The organism is Streptomyces kryoterrae, assembly GCF_054072135.1.
Genome location: NZ_CM133358.1, coordinates 3,388,173 through 3,403,420, shown reverse-complemented (window position 1 = coordinate 3,403,420; position 15,248 = coordinate 3,388,173). Strand labels below are relative to the sequence as shown.

Genomic DNA, 15,248 nt, shown 5'->3' with positions numbered 1-15,248 from the left:
CATCTCCGGTTTCGGCGGGTTCGTCGCCCGCCGGGTCGTCGGCGCGATCGTCACCCTCCTCGCCATCTCGGTGATCATCTACGTCGTCTTCTACGTCGCCCCCGGCAACGTCGCCCAGATCACCTGCGGCCCGCGATGTTCCCCCGCCCAGGTGCACCAGGTCGCCGAGCAACTGCGCCTCGACGACCCGCTGTACCTGCGCTATTGGCACTTCCTCCAGGGCATCTTCGCCGGCCAGGACTACTCGACCGGTACGTCCGTCCAGCACTGCTCGGCGCCCTGCCTCGGCCTCTCGTACCAGAGCGACCAGCAGGTCACCGAGCTGATCCTGGCGAAGCTGCCGGTCACCGGCTCGCTCGCGCTCGGTGCGATGATCCTTTGGCTGTTCATCGGCGTGGGCACCGGAGTGCTCTCCGCCTGGCGGCGAGGCCGGCCCACCGAGCGCATCCTGACCGGCCTCACACTGGCCGGCACGGCCACGCCCGTCTTCGTCATCGGCCTGATCCTGATGATCGTCGTCTGCGGCCAGCTGGAACTGCTGCCCTTCCCGCAGTACGTGCCCTTCGCCGACGACCCCGAGCAGTGGGCCTGGAACCTGCTGCTGCCCTGGCTGTCGCTGGCCCTCATCGAGTCCGCCAAGTACGCCCGCCTGACCAGGGCGTCGATGCTGGAGACGCTCGCCGAGGACCACGTACGCACCTTCCGCGCGTACGGCGTGGGGGAGCCGTCCATCATCGGGCGGCACGCGCTGCGCGGCGCGGTGGCGCCCCTGATCGCCCTGACGGCCACGGACTTCGGGTCGATGTTCGGCGGCGCGGTGCTCACCGAGACGCTCTTCGGACTGCCCGGAATCGGACACGAACTCGTCGAGGCGGTCAAGGTCGTCGACCTGCCGGTGGTCGTCGGCATGGTCCTGGTCACCGGTTTCTTCGTGGTCATCGCCAACGCCGTCGCGGATGTGCTGTACGCGGTGGCCGATCGACGGGTGGTGCTCGTATGAGCTTGGGAAAGGCCTCAAGTGAGGTCCCGGTGGAGAGCGCGGAGAGCGCGGCTCTCGTGGAGGTCGACGGCCTGACTGTCGCCTTCGGCTCCCTGCGGGCGGTGGACGGGCTGTCGTTCCGGCTCGCGAAGGGCGCCGCGCTGGGCCTGGTCGGCGAGTCCGGCTCCGGCAAGTCCACGGTCGCGTCCGCCCTGCTGGGGCTGCACCGCGGTACCGGAGCGGAGGTCGGCGGCACGATCCGGGTCGCCGGAACCGACGTACAGCGGGCGTCCGAGGCCGGACTGCGGCGACTGCGTGGGGCGAAGGCGGCGATGGTCTTCCAGGACCCGCTCTCCTCCCTCGACCCGTACTACGCGGTGGGCGACCAGATCGCCGAGGTGTACCGGGTGCACACGAAGGCGTCCCGGCGGGCCGCACGCGCGCGTGCCGTCGACGTACTGGACCGGGTCGGAATTCCGGACGCGGAACGGCGGTCGCGGTCCCGGCCGCACGAGTTCAGCGGCGGGATGCGCCAGCGCGCGCTGATCGCCATGGCGCTCGCCTGCGAGCCCGACCTGCTGATCGCCGACGAGCCGACGACCGCGCTGGACGTGACCGTCCAGGCCCAGATCCTCGACCTGCTGCACACGCTCCGCGAGGAGACCGGCATGGGTCTGCTGCTCGTCACGCACGACGTGGGCGTCGCGGCGGAGAGCGTCGACGACGTGCTGGTGATGCGGCACGGGCGCGCCGTCGAGCACGGCCCGGTCGCCGCCGTACTGGGGGCGCCCGCCCAGGCGTACACCCGCGAACTGCTCGCCGCGGTCCCGCGCGTGGACGCGAGGCGGGTCCCCGGGGATGCTTCCGGCTCCGAGGAGATCGTGCTGGAGGCCGTCGGCCTGCGGCGCGAGTTCGGGCGCGGGAAGCGCGCGTTCGCGGCCGTGGACGACGTGTCGCTGACCGTGCGCCGGGGCGACACCCTCGGGATCGTCGGCGAGAGCGGCAGCGGCAAGACGACGCTCGGGCGGATGCTGGTCGGGCTGCTGGAGCCGACGGCCGGCGAGGTGCGTTACGAGGGGCGCGCGCGGTCCGGAGTGGGCCCGGCCGTGCAGATGGTCTTCCAGGACCCGGTCTCCTCCCTCAACCCCCGCCGCAGCGTGGGCGAGTCGATCGCCGACCCGCTGCGGGCGCGCGGCGAGAGGGACGAGGGGCGAGTCCGGGGACGCGTGGGGGAGCTGCTGGAGCGCGTGGGGCTCGACCCGGTGCACTTCGACCGCTATCCGCACGAGTTCAGCGGCGGCCAACGCCAACGCGTGGGCATCGCACGGGCGCTGGCCGCCGAGCCGCGCGTCATCGTCTGCGACGAGCCGGTCTCGGCGCTCGACGTCACGACCCAGGCCCAGGTGGTCGCCCTGCTCGGCGAGTTGCAGCGCGAACTCGGCCTCGCGCTGGTGTTCGTCGCCCACGACCTCGCCGTCGTACGCCAGGTCAGCGACCGCGTCGCGGTGATGCGGCGGGGACGGATCGTCGAATCGGGCCCTGCCGACGAGGTGTACGACAACCCGCAGAACCCGTACACCCGGCAGCTGCTGGCCGCCGTACCCGCTCTCGACCCGGAGGTCGCGGCCCGGCGCCGCACCGCCCGACGGGAGTTGGCCCCGGCGTGATCGCGCAGGCGTTCGTAATGATGGGTGCGCGAATGATCTCTTAGCGCGACAGAACGCGAACCGCACGGGAAAGTTACGACCGTTCACCCCTTTTGGTGGTGCGACGGACAACCGTCCGTCGCACCACCGTCATGTCCGCATACGTTCGTCCCGCTGCGAGCCGCCGGGTCAACGGCGGCTCCCCATACGGGAGATCGGGGGTGTGCTCGTGCGCATCGGACTGCTGACGGAGGGTGGCTATCCGTATGTGAGCGGTGACGCCAGACTCTGGTGCGACCGGCTCGTGCGCGGGCTCGGCGGACACGAGTTCGACATCTATGCGCTCAGCCGCAGTGAGCGGCAGGAGGACGAGGGCTGGATCGAGCTGCCGCCGCAGGTCAGCCGGGTCCGGACCGCCCCACTGTGGACGGCCGAGGACGACGGGGTGGTCTACGGCCGCCGTGCCCGGCGGCGCTTCGCCGAGGCCTACGGCGAGTTGGCCTCGGCCCTGTGCGGCGGGCCCGGCGCCGGAAACGCCTCGGACGGACCGGCCCCGTCCACCGCTGAGGCGGACCGTTTCGGCAACGCGCTGTACGGGCTCGCCGAACTCGCCCGGGACGAGGGCGGCCTGGTGGGGGCTCTCCGTTCCGAAGCCGCTGTACGCGCTCTGGAGCGCGCCTGTCGTGCGCCCGGCGCACAGGGAACGGCGCGCGAGGCGCGTGTCCCGGACCTGCTCGCCGTCGCCGCGCACCTGGAACGCGCCCTGCGCCCCCTCTCGCTCGACTGGTACGAGGACGACGGGCTCGGCTCGGTCGACCTCTGCCATGCCGCGGCCGGCGGCCCGGCGGCGCTCCCCGGACTGCTCGCCCACCACTTCTCCGACGTACCCCTGCTGGTCACCGAGTACGGAGTCCAGCTGCGGGCGCACTACCTGGCCTCGGGCGCCGACGACAGCGCCCCTGCCGTACGGTCCCTGCTCGCGGCCTTCCACGGCGGGCTGGCCTCGGAGATCTACCGGCGGGCCGCGCTCGTCACCCCCGGCAACACGCACACCCGTCGCTGGCAGGAGAGATGCGGGGCCGACCGGGAGAAGCTGCGGACCGTGTACCCGGGCATGGACGCGTCCCACTTCGCGGAAGTGGGCGAGTCGCCGGAGACCGCGGACCCCGACACGCTGATCTGGGTCGGCCGCATCGAGCCCGCCAAGGACCTGATCTCCCTCCTGCACGCCTTCGCGGAGGTCCGCAAGGAGGAACCGAAGACCCGCCTGCGCATCATCGGCGCGGCCACGGGAGCCGAGAGCCACGCGTATCTCGGCCACTGCCGGGCGCTCGCCGCGCAGCTCTTCCCCGACGAGGCCGAGGGTATTCACGCGGTCGGCGACAACCCCGTGTCGTTCGAGGAGATCGGCGGCCCGGAGGCACCGACGCTCGCGGAGGCGTACGCGGTCGGCGCGGTCGTCGTCCTGTCGAGCGTGGTCGAGGGCTTCCCGATCAGCCTGGTCGAGGCCATGTTCTGCGGCCGGGCGACCGTGTCGACGGACGTGGGCGCGGTGGTCGAGATCATCGGCGGTACGGGGCTGGTGGTGCCCCCGCGCAACCCGCGGGCGCTCGCGGAGGCGTGCGTGGCGCTGTTGCGCGACCCGGCGCGCCGCGAACGCCTGGGCGCCGCCGCACGCGCCCGTGCCCTCGAACTGTTCACCGTCGAGCAGAACGTCGAGGCATTTCGCGGCATTTACCTGGAGGTCGTCTCGCGCTGCCCCGTCCACAAGGTGGTCCTCGACCACGCCGGCGAACCGCTCCCGTTCGCCGTCCCGGCTGAGGCACACGTCCCCGGCCACTGGACGCATGCCGACATACGCGTGGTGGCCCGGGGCGGGCCCGGCTGGGCGACAGGACGCGCTTCCGCACCCGTACAGGCGACCCCGGTACCCGCAGGGGAGGGCGCGCGATGAGCGAGCTGGGAGAACTGGACCGCCCGGGGACACCGAACAGCTCCGGAGCCTGGGACGAACACGCGGAGGAGTGGCTCACGGGCGCCGCGGAGACGAACGTACGGGACACGGACACGGACACGGACACGGACACCGACACGGAGACGGCGACGACGCGGACATGGTCACAGACCACCACGCCCTCCACCCGTACCGCGCGCCGAGGGACCGGAGACCCCGTGAAGGCGCTCATGCACAGACACCGTGAACTGTGCGAGCGGGCGGTGGACCCGCTGGAGATCGCCGCCGGCCTGGAGGCCCACGGTGTGACGGACCGGACGGCCGCCCGCTTCCGCCACCGGGACGTGTTCTCCCTGGCCGAGGAGATGTACGTCCGGGTCTCCAGGGACACGGAAACGGCACCGCGGCCCACCCCGCCGCCCGTACCCCGCGTACGGGCCGACTGGGTCCTGCTGTCCCTGCTCCCGGGCGCCCTGTGCGCGGCGACGGTGACCGGCCTGCACCTCACCGAGGGCCGGATCCGGCTGGCCGTGGCGACGCTGGGTGTCCTGACCGTGGCGCTGGCCGTACGCGCGGCACTGGGTCGGGGACCACTGGGCCCCAGGTCCCACCCGGCACCCCCCGGCACGTACCCGAGCCCCACCCCGGGCTCCACGCGCGCGTGGACCTACTGGCTCCTCGCGTACGCGCTGCTGGGCGACGACCTGCTCACCGCCGCGCTGACGGGCGGCCCCGACGGATTCCCGGCCGCCGTCCGCGACCTGTCCACCGCCCCCGTCATGGCCCTCACCCTGGCCTGCGCGCCGGCCGCCTGGTGCGCCCACCTCTTCGCGGCGGGAGCCCGTCGCAAGCTGGCCGCCAGCCGTGGCCTGGCGGACTTCACGGCAGCCGTGAAACCCCTCCTCCTTGGCGCGTTCGCCCTGTTCCTCTGCACCTCGGCGGCGCTCGTGGCGATCTCCGCGACGGTCCTGCGTGAACCGGCGGCCTACACCACGACGGTCACCCTGGGCGCCCTGCTCCTCCTGGCCCGCCTCCTCACGGCCCACGGCTTCACCCACGCCCCGGCGGTGGTCCTCGGCGCGGCAGCCGCGACGGAGGCGGCGGCACTGGCCACCGCCTTCGCGTCCCACCTCCCCGGCTGCGCCTTCCTGGCCGTCCCGGTGGACACGGTCGTGGCCGCCGGCAGCCCGGCGGGCATCCCCGCCGCGGCCTGCTCGGTGGCCGCCCTGATCCTCCTGTTCCACGCCACCCGCACGCTGACCAGGGCGTCGGCGCACGCGATGCCGAGTGAGCCCGGATGACGCCCCGGACCGACGACCACGGCAGGCGACCGATTCCGCGGCGCCCGGCCCTCCATCACGAACGCACCCGCACCCCCCGAAGGAGTACAGCGATGATCACCTCCCGACCCGGAGCCGGAGAATCCGCCAAGGGAGCCGTCCGATGAGGGTTCTGCTGATCGGAGCCAACGGCTATCTCGGCCGCTTCGTCGCCGACCGACTGCTCGCCGACCCGGCCGTGCAGCTCACCGTCCTCGGCCGCGGCGACGACGCCGACGTCCGGTTCGACCTCGCGTCCGGCAGCCCCGGCGCACTCACCCGCTTCCTCGACGCCGTCCACCCCGGAGTCGTCGTCAACTGCGCGGGCGCCACCCGCGGCGGGGCCCGCGAACTCACCCGCCACAACACGGTCGCCGTCGCCACCGTCTGCGAGGCCCTGCGGCGCAGCGGCTGCGGCGCCCGTCTGGTCCAGCTCGGCTGCGGCGCCGAGTACGGTCCCAGCCAGCCCGGTTCCTCCACGGCCGAGGACGCCGTCCCCCGCCCCGGCGGTCCGTACGGTGTCAGCAAACTCGCCGCCACCGAACTGGTCCTCGGCTCCGGCCTCGACGCCGTCGTCCTGCGCGTCTTCTCGCCGGCCGGGCCCGGTACGCCCGCCGGGTCCCCGCTCGGCCGTCTCGCCGAGGCGATGCGCCGCGCGATGCAGTCCGGCGACGGCGAGCTCAAGCTCGGTGGCCTGGGCGCGCAGCGTGACTTCATCGACGTACGGGACGTGGCACGGGCCGTCCACGCCGCCTCCCTCTCGGCCGCGCAGGGCGTCATCAACATCGGCTCCGGCCGGGCCGTGCGCCTGCGCGACGCCGCCTCCGTCCTCGCCCGCGTGGCCGGATACGGCGGCGCGCTGCACGAACTCGACGGCCCGCCCGGCCCTCTGAGGGCGTCCATCGGCCATCCCCGCACCGACCCGGACCACGCGCCTCCGGCCGCGTACCCGTACCCGGACGGCTGCGGCAGCTGGCAGCAGGCCGACGTGCGCACCGCACGCGACCGGCTCGGCTGGCGGCCCCGGATCAACCTGGAGGAGTCCCTGGCCGACATCTGGATGGAGGCGGCATGCCGCATCTGACCAGTGCCAGGGCGGGCACCGCGAGCACCGGCGTACGCACCGGCTTCGGCATCCCGGGCTTCGCGCACCCCCTCGTCGCCCCGGCCGAGTGGGGCGAACTCACCCGCCCGGGCACGCCTCTGCACTGGGTCGTCCTGAACGTCGCCGACGGCCCGGGCAGCCGCCCCGATCCGCACTGTTCGGAGGCCGTCGGCCGCCTGCGCAACGCGGGTGTCCGCGTCGTCGGCCATCTCGACACGGCCCACGGGGCCCGCACACACGGTGAGTTGATCACCGAGGCGCAGCGGTACCGCGACTGGTACAAGGCAGACGGCTTCCTCCTGGACCGCTGCCCGGCCGACCGCACCGCCCTTCCGGAGATCCGCCGCACGGTCGGCACACTCCGCGCGGCGGACGGCGACACGCACATCGTCCTGGGCCACGGCACCCATCCGCATCCGGACTATGCCGAGGTCGCCGACCAGCTCGTCACGTTCTCCGGGCACTGGAGCGACTACCGCTGGTCGCAGGTGGCCGAGTGGACCGCCGACCATCCGCCCGAGCGTTTCTGCCACTTCGTGCACGGACTGCCGCTCGGCCATCTCGACGAGGCGCTGCGCGTCGCCCGCTGGCAGGGCGCCGCCACGATCTACTTCACCGACCGTACGGATCGCGGTGGCCGCACCGATCCTTGGGAGACGATGCCCGGCTACTGGGACGACATCGTCTCGCGCCTCGGAACGGGTGTCTCGGAATGAAGAAGGGCGTGGCAGTGTTACGGGGAGAACAACTGTAGTGATTGACCGACCAACGGAGTCCCCGTGTCGCTGCCACCCCTGGTCGAGCCCGCTGGCGAGCTCACCGTAGACGAGGTCCGCAGGTACTCCCGCCACCTGATCATCCCCGATGTCGGGATGGACGGGCAGAAGCGGCTGAAGAACGCCAAGGTGCTCTGTGTGGGCGCCGGCGGCCTGGGCTCGCCGGCGCTGATGTACCTGGCCGCCGCGGGCGTGGGCACGCTCGGCATCGTGGAGTTCGACGAGGTCGACGAGTCGAACCTGCAGCGCCAGATCATCCACAGCCAGGCGGACATCGGCCGCTCCAAGGCCCAGTCCGCCCGCGACTCGGTGCTGGGCATCAACCCGTACGTCAACGTGGTCCTTCACGAAGAGCGGCTCGAGGCCGAGAACGTGATGGAGATCTTCAGCCAGTACGACCTGATCGTCGACGGCACGGACAACTTCGCGACCCGCTACCTGGTCAACGACGCGGCCGTCCTGCTGAACAAGCCGTACGTGTGGGGTTCGATCTACCGCTTCGACGGTCAGGCCTCCGTCTTCTGGTCCGAGCACGGCCCCTGCTACCGCTGCCTCTACCCGGAGCCCCCGCCGCCGGGCATGGTTCCCTCCTGCGCCGAGGGCGGCGTCCTGGGCGTGCTGTGCGCGTCCATCGGCTCCATCCAGGTCAACGAGGCCATCAAGCTCCTCGCGGGCATCGGCGAGCCTCTCGTCGGCCGGCTGATGATCTACGACGCCCTGGAGATGCAGTACCGCCAGGTCAAGGTCCGCAAGGACCCGAACTGCGCGGTCTGCGGCGAGAACCCGACCGTCACCGAACTCATCGACTACGAGGCCTTCTGCGGCGTCGTGTCTGAGGAGGCCCAGGAGGCGGCGGCCGGCTCGACGATCACTCCCAAGCAGCTCAAGGAGTGGATCGACGAGGGCGAGAACATCGAGATCATCGACGTCCGCGAGATCAACGAGTACGAGATCGTCTCGATCCCCGGCGCCAAGCTGATCCCGAAGAACGAGTTCCTCATGGGCACCGCCCTGGCGACCCTCCCGCAGGACAAGAAGATCGTCCTGCACTGCAAGACGGGTGTCCGCAGCGCCGAGGTCCTCGCGGTCCTGAAGTCCGCCGGTTTCGCGGACGCGGTCCACGTCGGCGGCGGTGTGATCGGCTGGGTCCACCAGATCGAGCCGCACAAGCCGGTGTACTGACCCGCAGATCACCACACCGTCCGTCCCGTTCCTCCTGTTCGGCCGGCGGGGGTCTCGCGCACCACAGGTGCCCGGGGCCCCCGCCGCCGTCATGAACAGACCTTGCCGTCCTTCGGTACCGTCCCGTCCAGCAGATACGCGTTCACCGTGGAGTCGACACAACTGCTCCCACTGCCGTACGCGCCGTGCCCCTCGCCCTTCCAGGTCAGCATGACGCCGACGCCCTTGCCCAGCTCGTCCGCCATCTCGCGCGCGCCCTCGTACGGCGTCGCCGGGTCCCCGGTGTTGCCGACCACCAGGACGGGCGCCGCGCCGGGCGCGCCGGCCTCCGGTGTGTCGTACTGGCCGGCCACCGGCCAGTCGTGGCACCAGCCGGCCGTGTCCCAGCCCATGAACTCCCCGAACACGGGCGAGATCTTCCGGAATTCGGGCAGCAGCTTCCTGGTCTGCGCCGCGGTCGGCCGCTGCTTGTCGTCCAAGCACGATATGACCCGTTGGGCATGTGTCGTCGTGCCGTAGTGGCCCGACGCGTCGCGGTCGTTGTAGCTGTCGGAGAGCGCCAGCAGGTCCGATCCGTCGCCCTGCTCGGCCGCGTCCAGTGCGCTGGTCAGCGCCGGCCAGCTCTGCTTGCTGTACAGCGGCAGGACGACGCCGGTGACCGCCATGCCCTGGGTCAGTTTCCGCCCGGAGGACGTGGGCAGCGGCTCTGCGTCGATCCGCTTCAGCAGCGCCGCGATCTTCCGCGAACCCTGGTCCGGGTCCTGGCCCGTCGACCTCAGGTAGTCGTCGAGGGCGCGCTGGAATCCCCGGGCCTGGTTCTTCGCGTGTCCCACCATGTCGGCGCTCGGGTCGACGACGGCGTCGAGGATCAGCCGCCCCACGTGCTTCGGGAACAGGTGGGCGTACACACCGCCGAGTTCGGTGCCGTAGGAAATGCCGAAGTAGTGCGTCTTCGCGTCGCCGAGGACCTGGCGCATCAGGTCCATGTCGCGGGCGGAGTCGGTCGTCGAGACATGCGCGAGGAGCTTTCCGGCGGCCTGCTCACACCCTTTCCCGAAGCTCGCCGCGTCCTGGAAGTACGCCTTCTCCTCGGCCGCGTCGTCCGGCGTCGGGTCCACCGACTCGGCGGCCTGGATCTCCTTGTCGCTGCGGCAGCGCACGCCCTCGCTGGCCCCGACCCCGCGCGGGTCCCAGCTCACCAGGTCGTAGCGTTCGCGGAGTGCGGAGACCGTGCCGGCGTAGGAGGGCATCACGGAGATGCCCGACTGGCCCGGTCCGCCGAAGTTGAACAGGAGGGACCCGATGCGGTTGCCTCCGGTGGTCTTGGCGCGGATGAGCGCCAGGCCGATGGTCTCGCCGCCCGGCTTCGCGTAGTCCAGCGGCACCTTGAGCGTCGCGCACTGCCAGTCACTGCCCGGTGTGGGGGAGTCCGACGTGCCCTCGCAGCGGCCCCAGCCGAGCTTCTGCGAGGTGAGCGAGGCTGGCAGCTCCGGTGAGGCCCGGGACGAGGAAGCCGCCGTCGAGGGCGTGGCGGTGCCGGACCCCTTGCCGTCACCGCTGTCGGACGTGCTGTCGCTACAGCCGGCCACCAGCAACACGGCGGCGACAGCGGCCGTCCAGTGTACGAAACGAGACATGTGCACTTCCCCCCTGCGAGCCGTCCGCTCGGATCAGCGGATGGCGGTCCGGCCATATTAGGCGGATCACGCCGAGGCCGTATCGGCCTGTGGATAACGTTCTGACCTGCACTTTTCTAGGAACATACGGTCCCCGGCGCCGGTACCTTCCCGCTCAGCAGATAGCCGTTCACCGCCGTGCGCACACAACGGTTCCCGCTGTCGTACGCGCCGTGCCCCTGCCCCTTGTACGTCAGCTCGACGCCTACACCCTCACCCAGCGCACCCACCATCTTCCGCGCGCCCTCGTACGGCGTGGCCGGGTCGCCGGTGTTGCCGATGACGAGGATCGGTGCCGATCCGGTCGCGCCGACGTCGGGGTGATCGGCGTCGCCCCGCACGGCCCAGTCGGTGCAGCTGACCGCGGACCAGGCGAGGAAGTCGCCGAACAGGGGGGATGCGGCGCGGAACCCGGGCAGCCTCGCCTCGACGTCCGCGACGGTGTAACGCGGCTTCTGGTCGGAGCAGTTGATGGCGGTGTTCGCCGCGGTGATGTTGCTGTACTCGCCGTTCTGGTCACGCCCGTTCATCGAGTCGGACAGCTGCATCAGCAACCTGCCGTCACCGTCGTACGCCCGCTCAAGGCCCTCGGTGAGGTAGGGCCAGAAGTCCTGCGAGTACAGCGCCTGCGCGATGCCGTTGACCGCCGCGCTCTGGGTCAGCTCGCGCGGGAAGACGCCCGGGATCGGCTTGGCGTCGAGGTCCTTGAGGAGCTTGGCGATCCGGTCCTCGACGTCCTGCGCGGTATCGCCGACCGGGCAGTCCGCGGTTTTGGAGGTGCAGTCCTCGGCGAAGTTGCCGAGCGCGAGCTGGAAGCCCCTGGCCTGTCCGAGCGATCCCTGTTCGGGTGTCTGGGTGGGGTCGACGACCGCGTCGAAGACGGCTCGGCCCACCTTCTTGGGGAACAGGTGTGCGTAGACGCCGCCGAGTTCGGTGCCGTACGAGATGCCGAAGTAGTACAGCTTGTCGTCGCCGAGGACCTGGCGCATCAGATCCATGTCCCGGGCCGCGTCGGTGGTGCGCACATGCGGGAGCACCCTTTTGGAGTTCTTCTCGCAGGCCGCGTTGAACTTCCGGGTGTTGTCCAGCAGTTCGGAGCGTTCGGCGGCGTTGTCGGGCGTCGCGTCCTGCTGGAAGTACGCGTCGAGCTGTTCGTCGTCCTCGCACCGCACACCGGCGCTGCGGCCGACCCCGCGCGGGTCGAAACTCACCAGGTCGTAGCGCGTGCGCAGGGTCGTGTAGTCCGTGCCGAACGCGGGAAGGGCGGCGACTCCCGAGCCGCCCGGCCCACCGAAGTTGAAGATCAGGGATCCGATGCGCTTGCTCGCGTCGCCGCTCGCCTTCGCGCGGACAAGTGCGAGTCCGATCGTCTCGCCCTTCGGCTCGGCCCAGTCCAGCGGCGCCTTCATGGTGGCGCACTGCCAGGTATCGCCACCCGGCAGCGGGGACGGCGCCTCGCCACCGCCCTCCGACTCCGACGGCGCGGGACAGTCCTGCCAACTCAGCTTCTGGGCCGACGGATCCGCTTCCGCGGTGCCGGAATCGTCGCTGCACCCCGCCATCAGGGACGAGAGCAGGAGTGCGGTGGCCGTCAGAGCAGCGGCACGCGGCCGGAAGGGGTTGGGCATGCCCCCATCCTGCGGTCCTACCCGGTGGGGCGCTCGGGGCGCGAGCCGTACGAGGTACCGCGCCCGCCCCGGGAAGCACCGGCGCGAGACCGTGCTCCCTAGAGGGAGCCCTTCCGCGTCAGGTGGTTGAAGACCAGCCAGCCCGGCAGCACCGGGATCCAGAGGGTCAGCAGCCGGTAGAGCAGCACGGCGGGGGCGGCGACCTCCTTGGGGAGACCGACGGCGATCAGACCGACCGTCAGGGTCGCCTCGACCGCGCCCACACCACCGGGGGTCGGTGCCGCGGAGCCCAGCGCGTTGCCGGCGAGGAAGACGACGGCGACGCTGGCGAGGCTGAGCGAGGTCGACTCGTCGCCGAACGCCCGGATCGACGCGTCCAGACACATCACGAAGCACGCGGTCAGCAGCAGCATGCCCCCGATACCCGTGACCAGCTTCTGGGGCCGCTGGAGAACGTCCAGCATGCGCGGTACGACACCGGCGAACAGCGACCTCACGCGCGTGACGACGAATTTCCGCAGGAACGGCACCGAGGTCACCACGAGGACGAGCACCGCGACGGTCAGCAGCCCCGCGATGACCGTCCGGGACGGCGACAGGGACGGCGTCTTCTCGGTGCCCGTCAGATAGCCGAACGACAGCAACATCAGGATGTGGCAGCCCAGCCCGAACAGCTGCGACGCGCCGACACTGGCCACCGCGAGCCCCGGTCGTACGCCCGCGCGTTGCAGGAAACGGGTGTTGAGGGCCACACCGCCCACCGCCGCAGGCGCCACGATCTTCACGAACGACCCGGCTACCTGCGCGGCCACGGTCCGCATGAACGGCACCCGCTCCGGGACGAAACCGAGCAGACTCATCGCCGCGGCGAAGTAACTCAGCGCGGAGAACAGCACGGCCGCGAGGACCCAGCCCCACTCGGCGCTGTCGAACAGGGTGGCGAACTCGATGTGGGTCAGCTGGGAGAGCAGGAAGTACGCGCCGAACGCGCCCGCGATGAAACTGAGCAGGGTGCGCGGTCTCACCCGTTCCAGCCGGGCCGGTTCGACCGGTGCCTGGGGTCTGATCAGCAGCACCTGGTGGCGGATCTGGGCGAGCAGATCCTCCTCGCGGGCTCCCTCCAGAGCCTCGTCCATGGCCCGCTTCTCGGCCCGCTGCTCCGCCCGTACGGCTTTTTTGCCGGACTTTTCCAGTACGACAGGCCCGGTGTCGGGCTGGGCCGCCTCCAGCCGGGCCTGCTTGGCCTGCTGGGACGCCTCCAGGACCGCCTCGCGCTGGCGCTGGGCGCGCTCGCGGGCGAGTCTGCGCAGCGTCGCGCGCGTGGAGCGCGACAGGGCGATGGGCTGGAGCATCGGCAGGCAGTCCGCCACCGCGTCCGGGCCGAGCACACCGACCGCGGACGTCACCGCGCGTTCGGCGCCCACGCGCAGACCCAGCGTCGACACCAGCTGGGCGATGTCCATGCGCAGCAGCAGGTCCCCGGCCGCGATCTCGCCGACCCGGAGGTCGGTGAGGATCACCTTGCCGGAACGATCCACCAGAATCGCCTCGCCGACGAGCCTGCGATGCGCGATGCGCCGCGACTGCAGGGCCCTCACCTGATCCCAGGTGTTGCGCAGCAGATCGTCGGTGATCTCCTCGCCCTCCAGCGAGTCGAGAGTGCGGCCTCCGGTGTGCTCGTAGACGAGCATCACGGCATCAGGGCCGAGCTCCGAGGTCGCGATCAGCTTGGGCGCGTTCGCCCCGGCGGCGATCGCCGCGTACGCGAGCAGAGCCTCCTGCTCGAGTGCCTGGCGCAGCGACTGGAGGCTGCTGCGGGTGGCCAGGCCGCGCAGCGTGATGTTGCGCCACATGCGGTAGAAGAACCCCTGCGCCTGCTGCTCGCGGTCGACCACGGTGACGTCCAGCGGTGGACCGTCCTCCAGGGTGACGAAGTACCGTCGGCCGCGGTCACCGCTGTCCGTGGCCTCCGGCACCTCCTCACGGGCCGCGCTCACCGGGCGGAAACCGACGTGCCGCAGGCCCGCCATCAGGTTGCGCCCCGTGGGACGCACGTTCGGCGAGCCGACCGCGTACAGCGTCCCGTACGCCACCGACCAGCCGATCAGCACCGTCAGGATGATCGAGAACGGTGTCGTGTAGCCGGTGACCAGCATCGAGAAGGCGTCGAGCATCAGCACCACCCACAGCACGGCACGCCAGCGCGGCCGACGGGACATGCCGACGGCCGTCATGTACGCGATGACCGGGGCGAGATAACCGTGCACCGGGTCGGTGAGGGCGTGGATGTCGCCGGGGGAGGGCTGGGTCAGCGCCTCCTGGATGGAGCCCGGGGCGGCCTTGGCGACCCACAGGTCGGTGGCGAGGGTCACCCCGTGCGCGAGGACCGCCGCGAGCACACCGTCGGCGATACGCAGGCCGTCCCGCTTGATCAGCCGCTCGATCGCGAAGGCGACCGGCACCAGGAGGATCGCGATGCTCGACGCCAGCCCCGCGATCTTGATCAGCAGGTCGGGCGCCTGGCCGGTGCCCTTGTTGATGTCCTGTTCGAGCCCCGAGGTGGTGCCGTGCGCGAACGCGGCGATCGCGAGCAGGACGACGATCGCGACGACGCCCGCCAGGAGCCGCATGAGATCGGAGGGACGGTGCACGCGCGCGGGGAGCAGTGGTTCGTCGCCCTCGACCTCCTCTGCGTGCGCCTCGTCGTCGACGCGGTCGGTGGCCGGTCCGGACGGTGTCCGCTCGTGCTCGTGGCCGGTGCCGTCCGCACCGGGACGCGACGAGACCTCAGAGGTGTCCTCCGTGCCTTCGGGGTGCACGCCCTGCTGCTTCATGGTCTCTTCTTGGTCTCGTATCACCGGTCACCGCCCGCACGATGGTGGCATGCCCCACTGACACACAGGGGCATCAGGGTGCATTGCGGGGGCGCACAGTCTGCCGCAAGCGCCGCTCCGGGGCGAGCGATACCCACGGTCGCCGTCTC

General features: G+C 71.3%; 10 protein-coding genes. 7 read left to right on the top strand and 3 right to left on the bottom strand.

Annotated features, from left to right (window positions below; all coding sequences use genetic code 11):
* Position 1: 1 nt before the first annotated feature.
* From ACW4TU_RS14275 to moeZ, 7 genes are all read left to right on the top strand, one after another.
* On the top strand, positions 2-1,000 hold the full coding sequence (locus ACW4TU_RS14275; RefSeq protein ID WP_457430092.1) for an ABC transporter permease: 999 nt from the start codon (positions 2-4) through the stop codon (positions 998-1,000).
* Positions 997-2,646, top strand: coding sequence for a dipeptide ABC transporter ATP-binding protein (locus ACW4TU_RS14270; protein ID WP_457428171.1), 1,650 nt, complete (start codon positions 997-999; stop codon positions 2,644-2,646). Before ACW4TU_RS14275 ends, ACW4TU_RS14270 begins: the two co-directional genes overlap by 4 nt.
* A 208-nt stretch (positions 2,647-2,854) precedes the next feature.
* A complete protein-coding gene (locus ACW4TU_RS14265; protein ID WP_457430090.1) occupies positions 2,855-4,579 on the top strand; it encodes a DUF3492 domain-containing protein in 1,725 nt (574 codons plus the stop codon).
* Entirely contained in the window at positions 4,576-5,880 is a 1,305-nt protein-coding gene (locus ACW4TU_RS14260) for a hypothetical protein (RefSeq protein WP_457428169.1), read from the top strand. The genes ACW4TU_RS14265 and ACW4TU_RS14260 overlap by 4 nt, the downstream gene beginning before the upstream one ends.
* A 142-nt stretch (positions 5,881-6,022) precedes the next feature.
* Positions 6,023-6,982 carry an NAD-dependent epimerase/dehydratase family protein gene (locus tag ACW4TU_RS14255; RefSeq protein WP_457428167.1) on the top strand — a complete coding sequence of 320 codons (960 nt, stop codon included), beginning with the start codon at positions 6,023-6,025 and terminating at the stop codon, positions 6,980-6,982.
* The gene (locus ACW4TU_RS14250) at positions 6,970-7,719 is read left to right on the top strand and encodes a spherulation-specific family 4 protein (RefSeq protein ID WP_457428165.1); all 750 of its coding nucleotides are present in this window, start codon (positions 6,970-6,972) and stop codon (positions 7,717-7,719) included. The genes ACW4TU_RS14255 and ACW4TU_RS14250 overlap by 13 nt, the downstream gene beginning before the upstream one ends.
* 63 nt (positions 7,720-7,782) lie before the next feature.
* Positions 7,783-8,961 (top strand): adenylyltransferase/sulfurtransferase MoeZ, encoded by a 1,179-nt coding sequence (gene moeZ / locus ACW4TU_RS14245; RefSeq protein ID WP_457428163.1) that lies wholly within the window; start codon positions 7,783-7,785, stop codon positions 8,959-8,961.
* A gap of 89 nt (positions 8,962-9,050) precedes the next feature.
* Here moeZ and ACW4TU_RS14240 read toward each other — a convergent pair whose 3' ends face one another.
* The 3 genes from ACW4TU_RS14240 to ACW4TU_RS14230 form a co-directional block, all read right to left on the bottom strand.
* Positions 9,051-10,598: an alpha/beta hydrolase gene (locus ACW4TU_RS14240; RefSeq protein ID WP_457428161.1), complete on the bottom strand. Its 1,548-nt coding sequence runs from the start codon at positions 10,596-10,598 to the stop codon at positions 9,051-9,053.
* Positions 10,599-10,714: 116 nt separating this feature from the next.
* The gene (locus tag ACW4TU_RS14235) at positions 10,715-12,265 is read right to left on the bottom strand and encodes an alpha/beta hydrolase (protein ID WP_457428159.1); all 1,551 of its coding nucleotides are present in this window, start codon (positions 12,263-12,265) and stop codon (positions 10,715-10,717) included.
* Positions 12,266-12,363: 98 nt separating this feature from the next.
* Positions 12,364-15,099, bottom strand: a complete 2,736-nt coding sequence (locus tag ACW4TU_RS14230; protein WP_457428157.1) for a lysylphosphatidylglycerol synthase transmembrane domain-containing protein — start codon at positions 15,097-15,099, stop codon at positions 12,364-12,366.
* Between the last annotated feature and the right edge of the window lie 149 nt (positions 15,100-15,248).

Excerpts from the sequence above, each read along its gene's own strand:
- ACW4TU_RS14270 (WP_457428171.1), top strand. The coding sequence starts at position 997 with ATGAGCTTGGGAAAGGCCTCAAGTGAGGTCCCGGTGGAGAGCGCGGAG.
- ACW4TU_RS14260 (WP_457428169.1), top strand. The coding sequence starts at position 4,576 with ATGAGCGAGCTGGGAGAACTGGACCGCCCGGGGACACCGAACAGCTCC.
- ACW4TU_RS14250 (WP_457428165.1), top strand. The coding sequence starts at position 6,970 with ATGCCGCATCTGACCAGTGCCAGGGCGGGCACCGCGAGCACCGGCGTA.
- ACW4TU_RS14235 (WP_457428159.1), bottom strand. The coding sequence starts at position 12,265 with ATGCCCAACCCCTTCCGGCCGCGTGCCGCTGCTCTGACGGCCACCGCA.
- ACW4TU_RS14255 (WP_457428167.1), top strand. The coding sequence starts at position 6,023 with ATGAGGGTTCTGCTGATCGGAGCCAACGGCTATCTCGGCCGCTTCGTC.
- ACW4TU_RS14230 (WP_457428157.1), bottom strand. The coding sequence starts at position 15,099 with ATGAAGCAGCAGGGCGTGCACCCCGAAGGCACGGAGGACACCTCTGAG.
- ACW4TU_RS14240 (WP_457428161.1), bottom strand. The coding sequence starts at position 10,598 with ATGTCTCGTTTCGTACACTGGACGGCCGCTGTCGCCGCCGTGTTGCTG.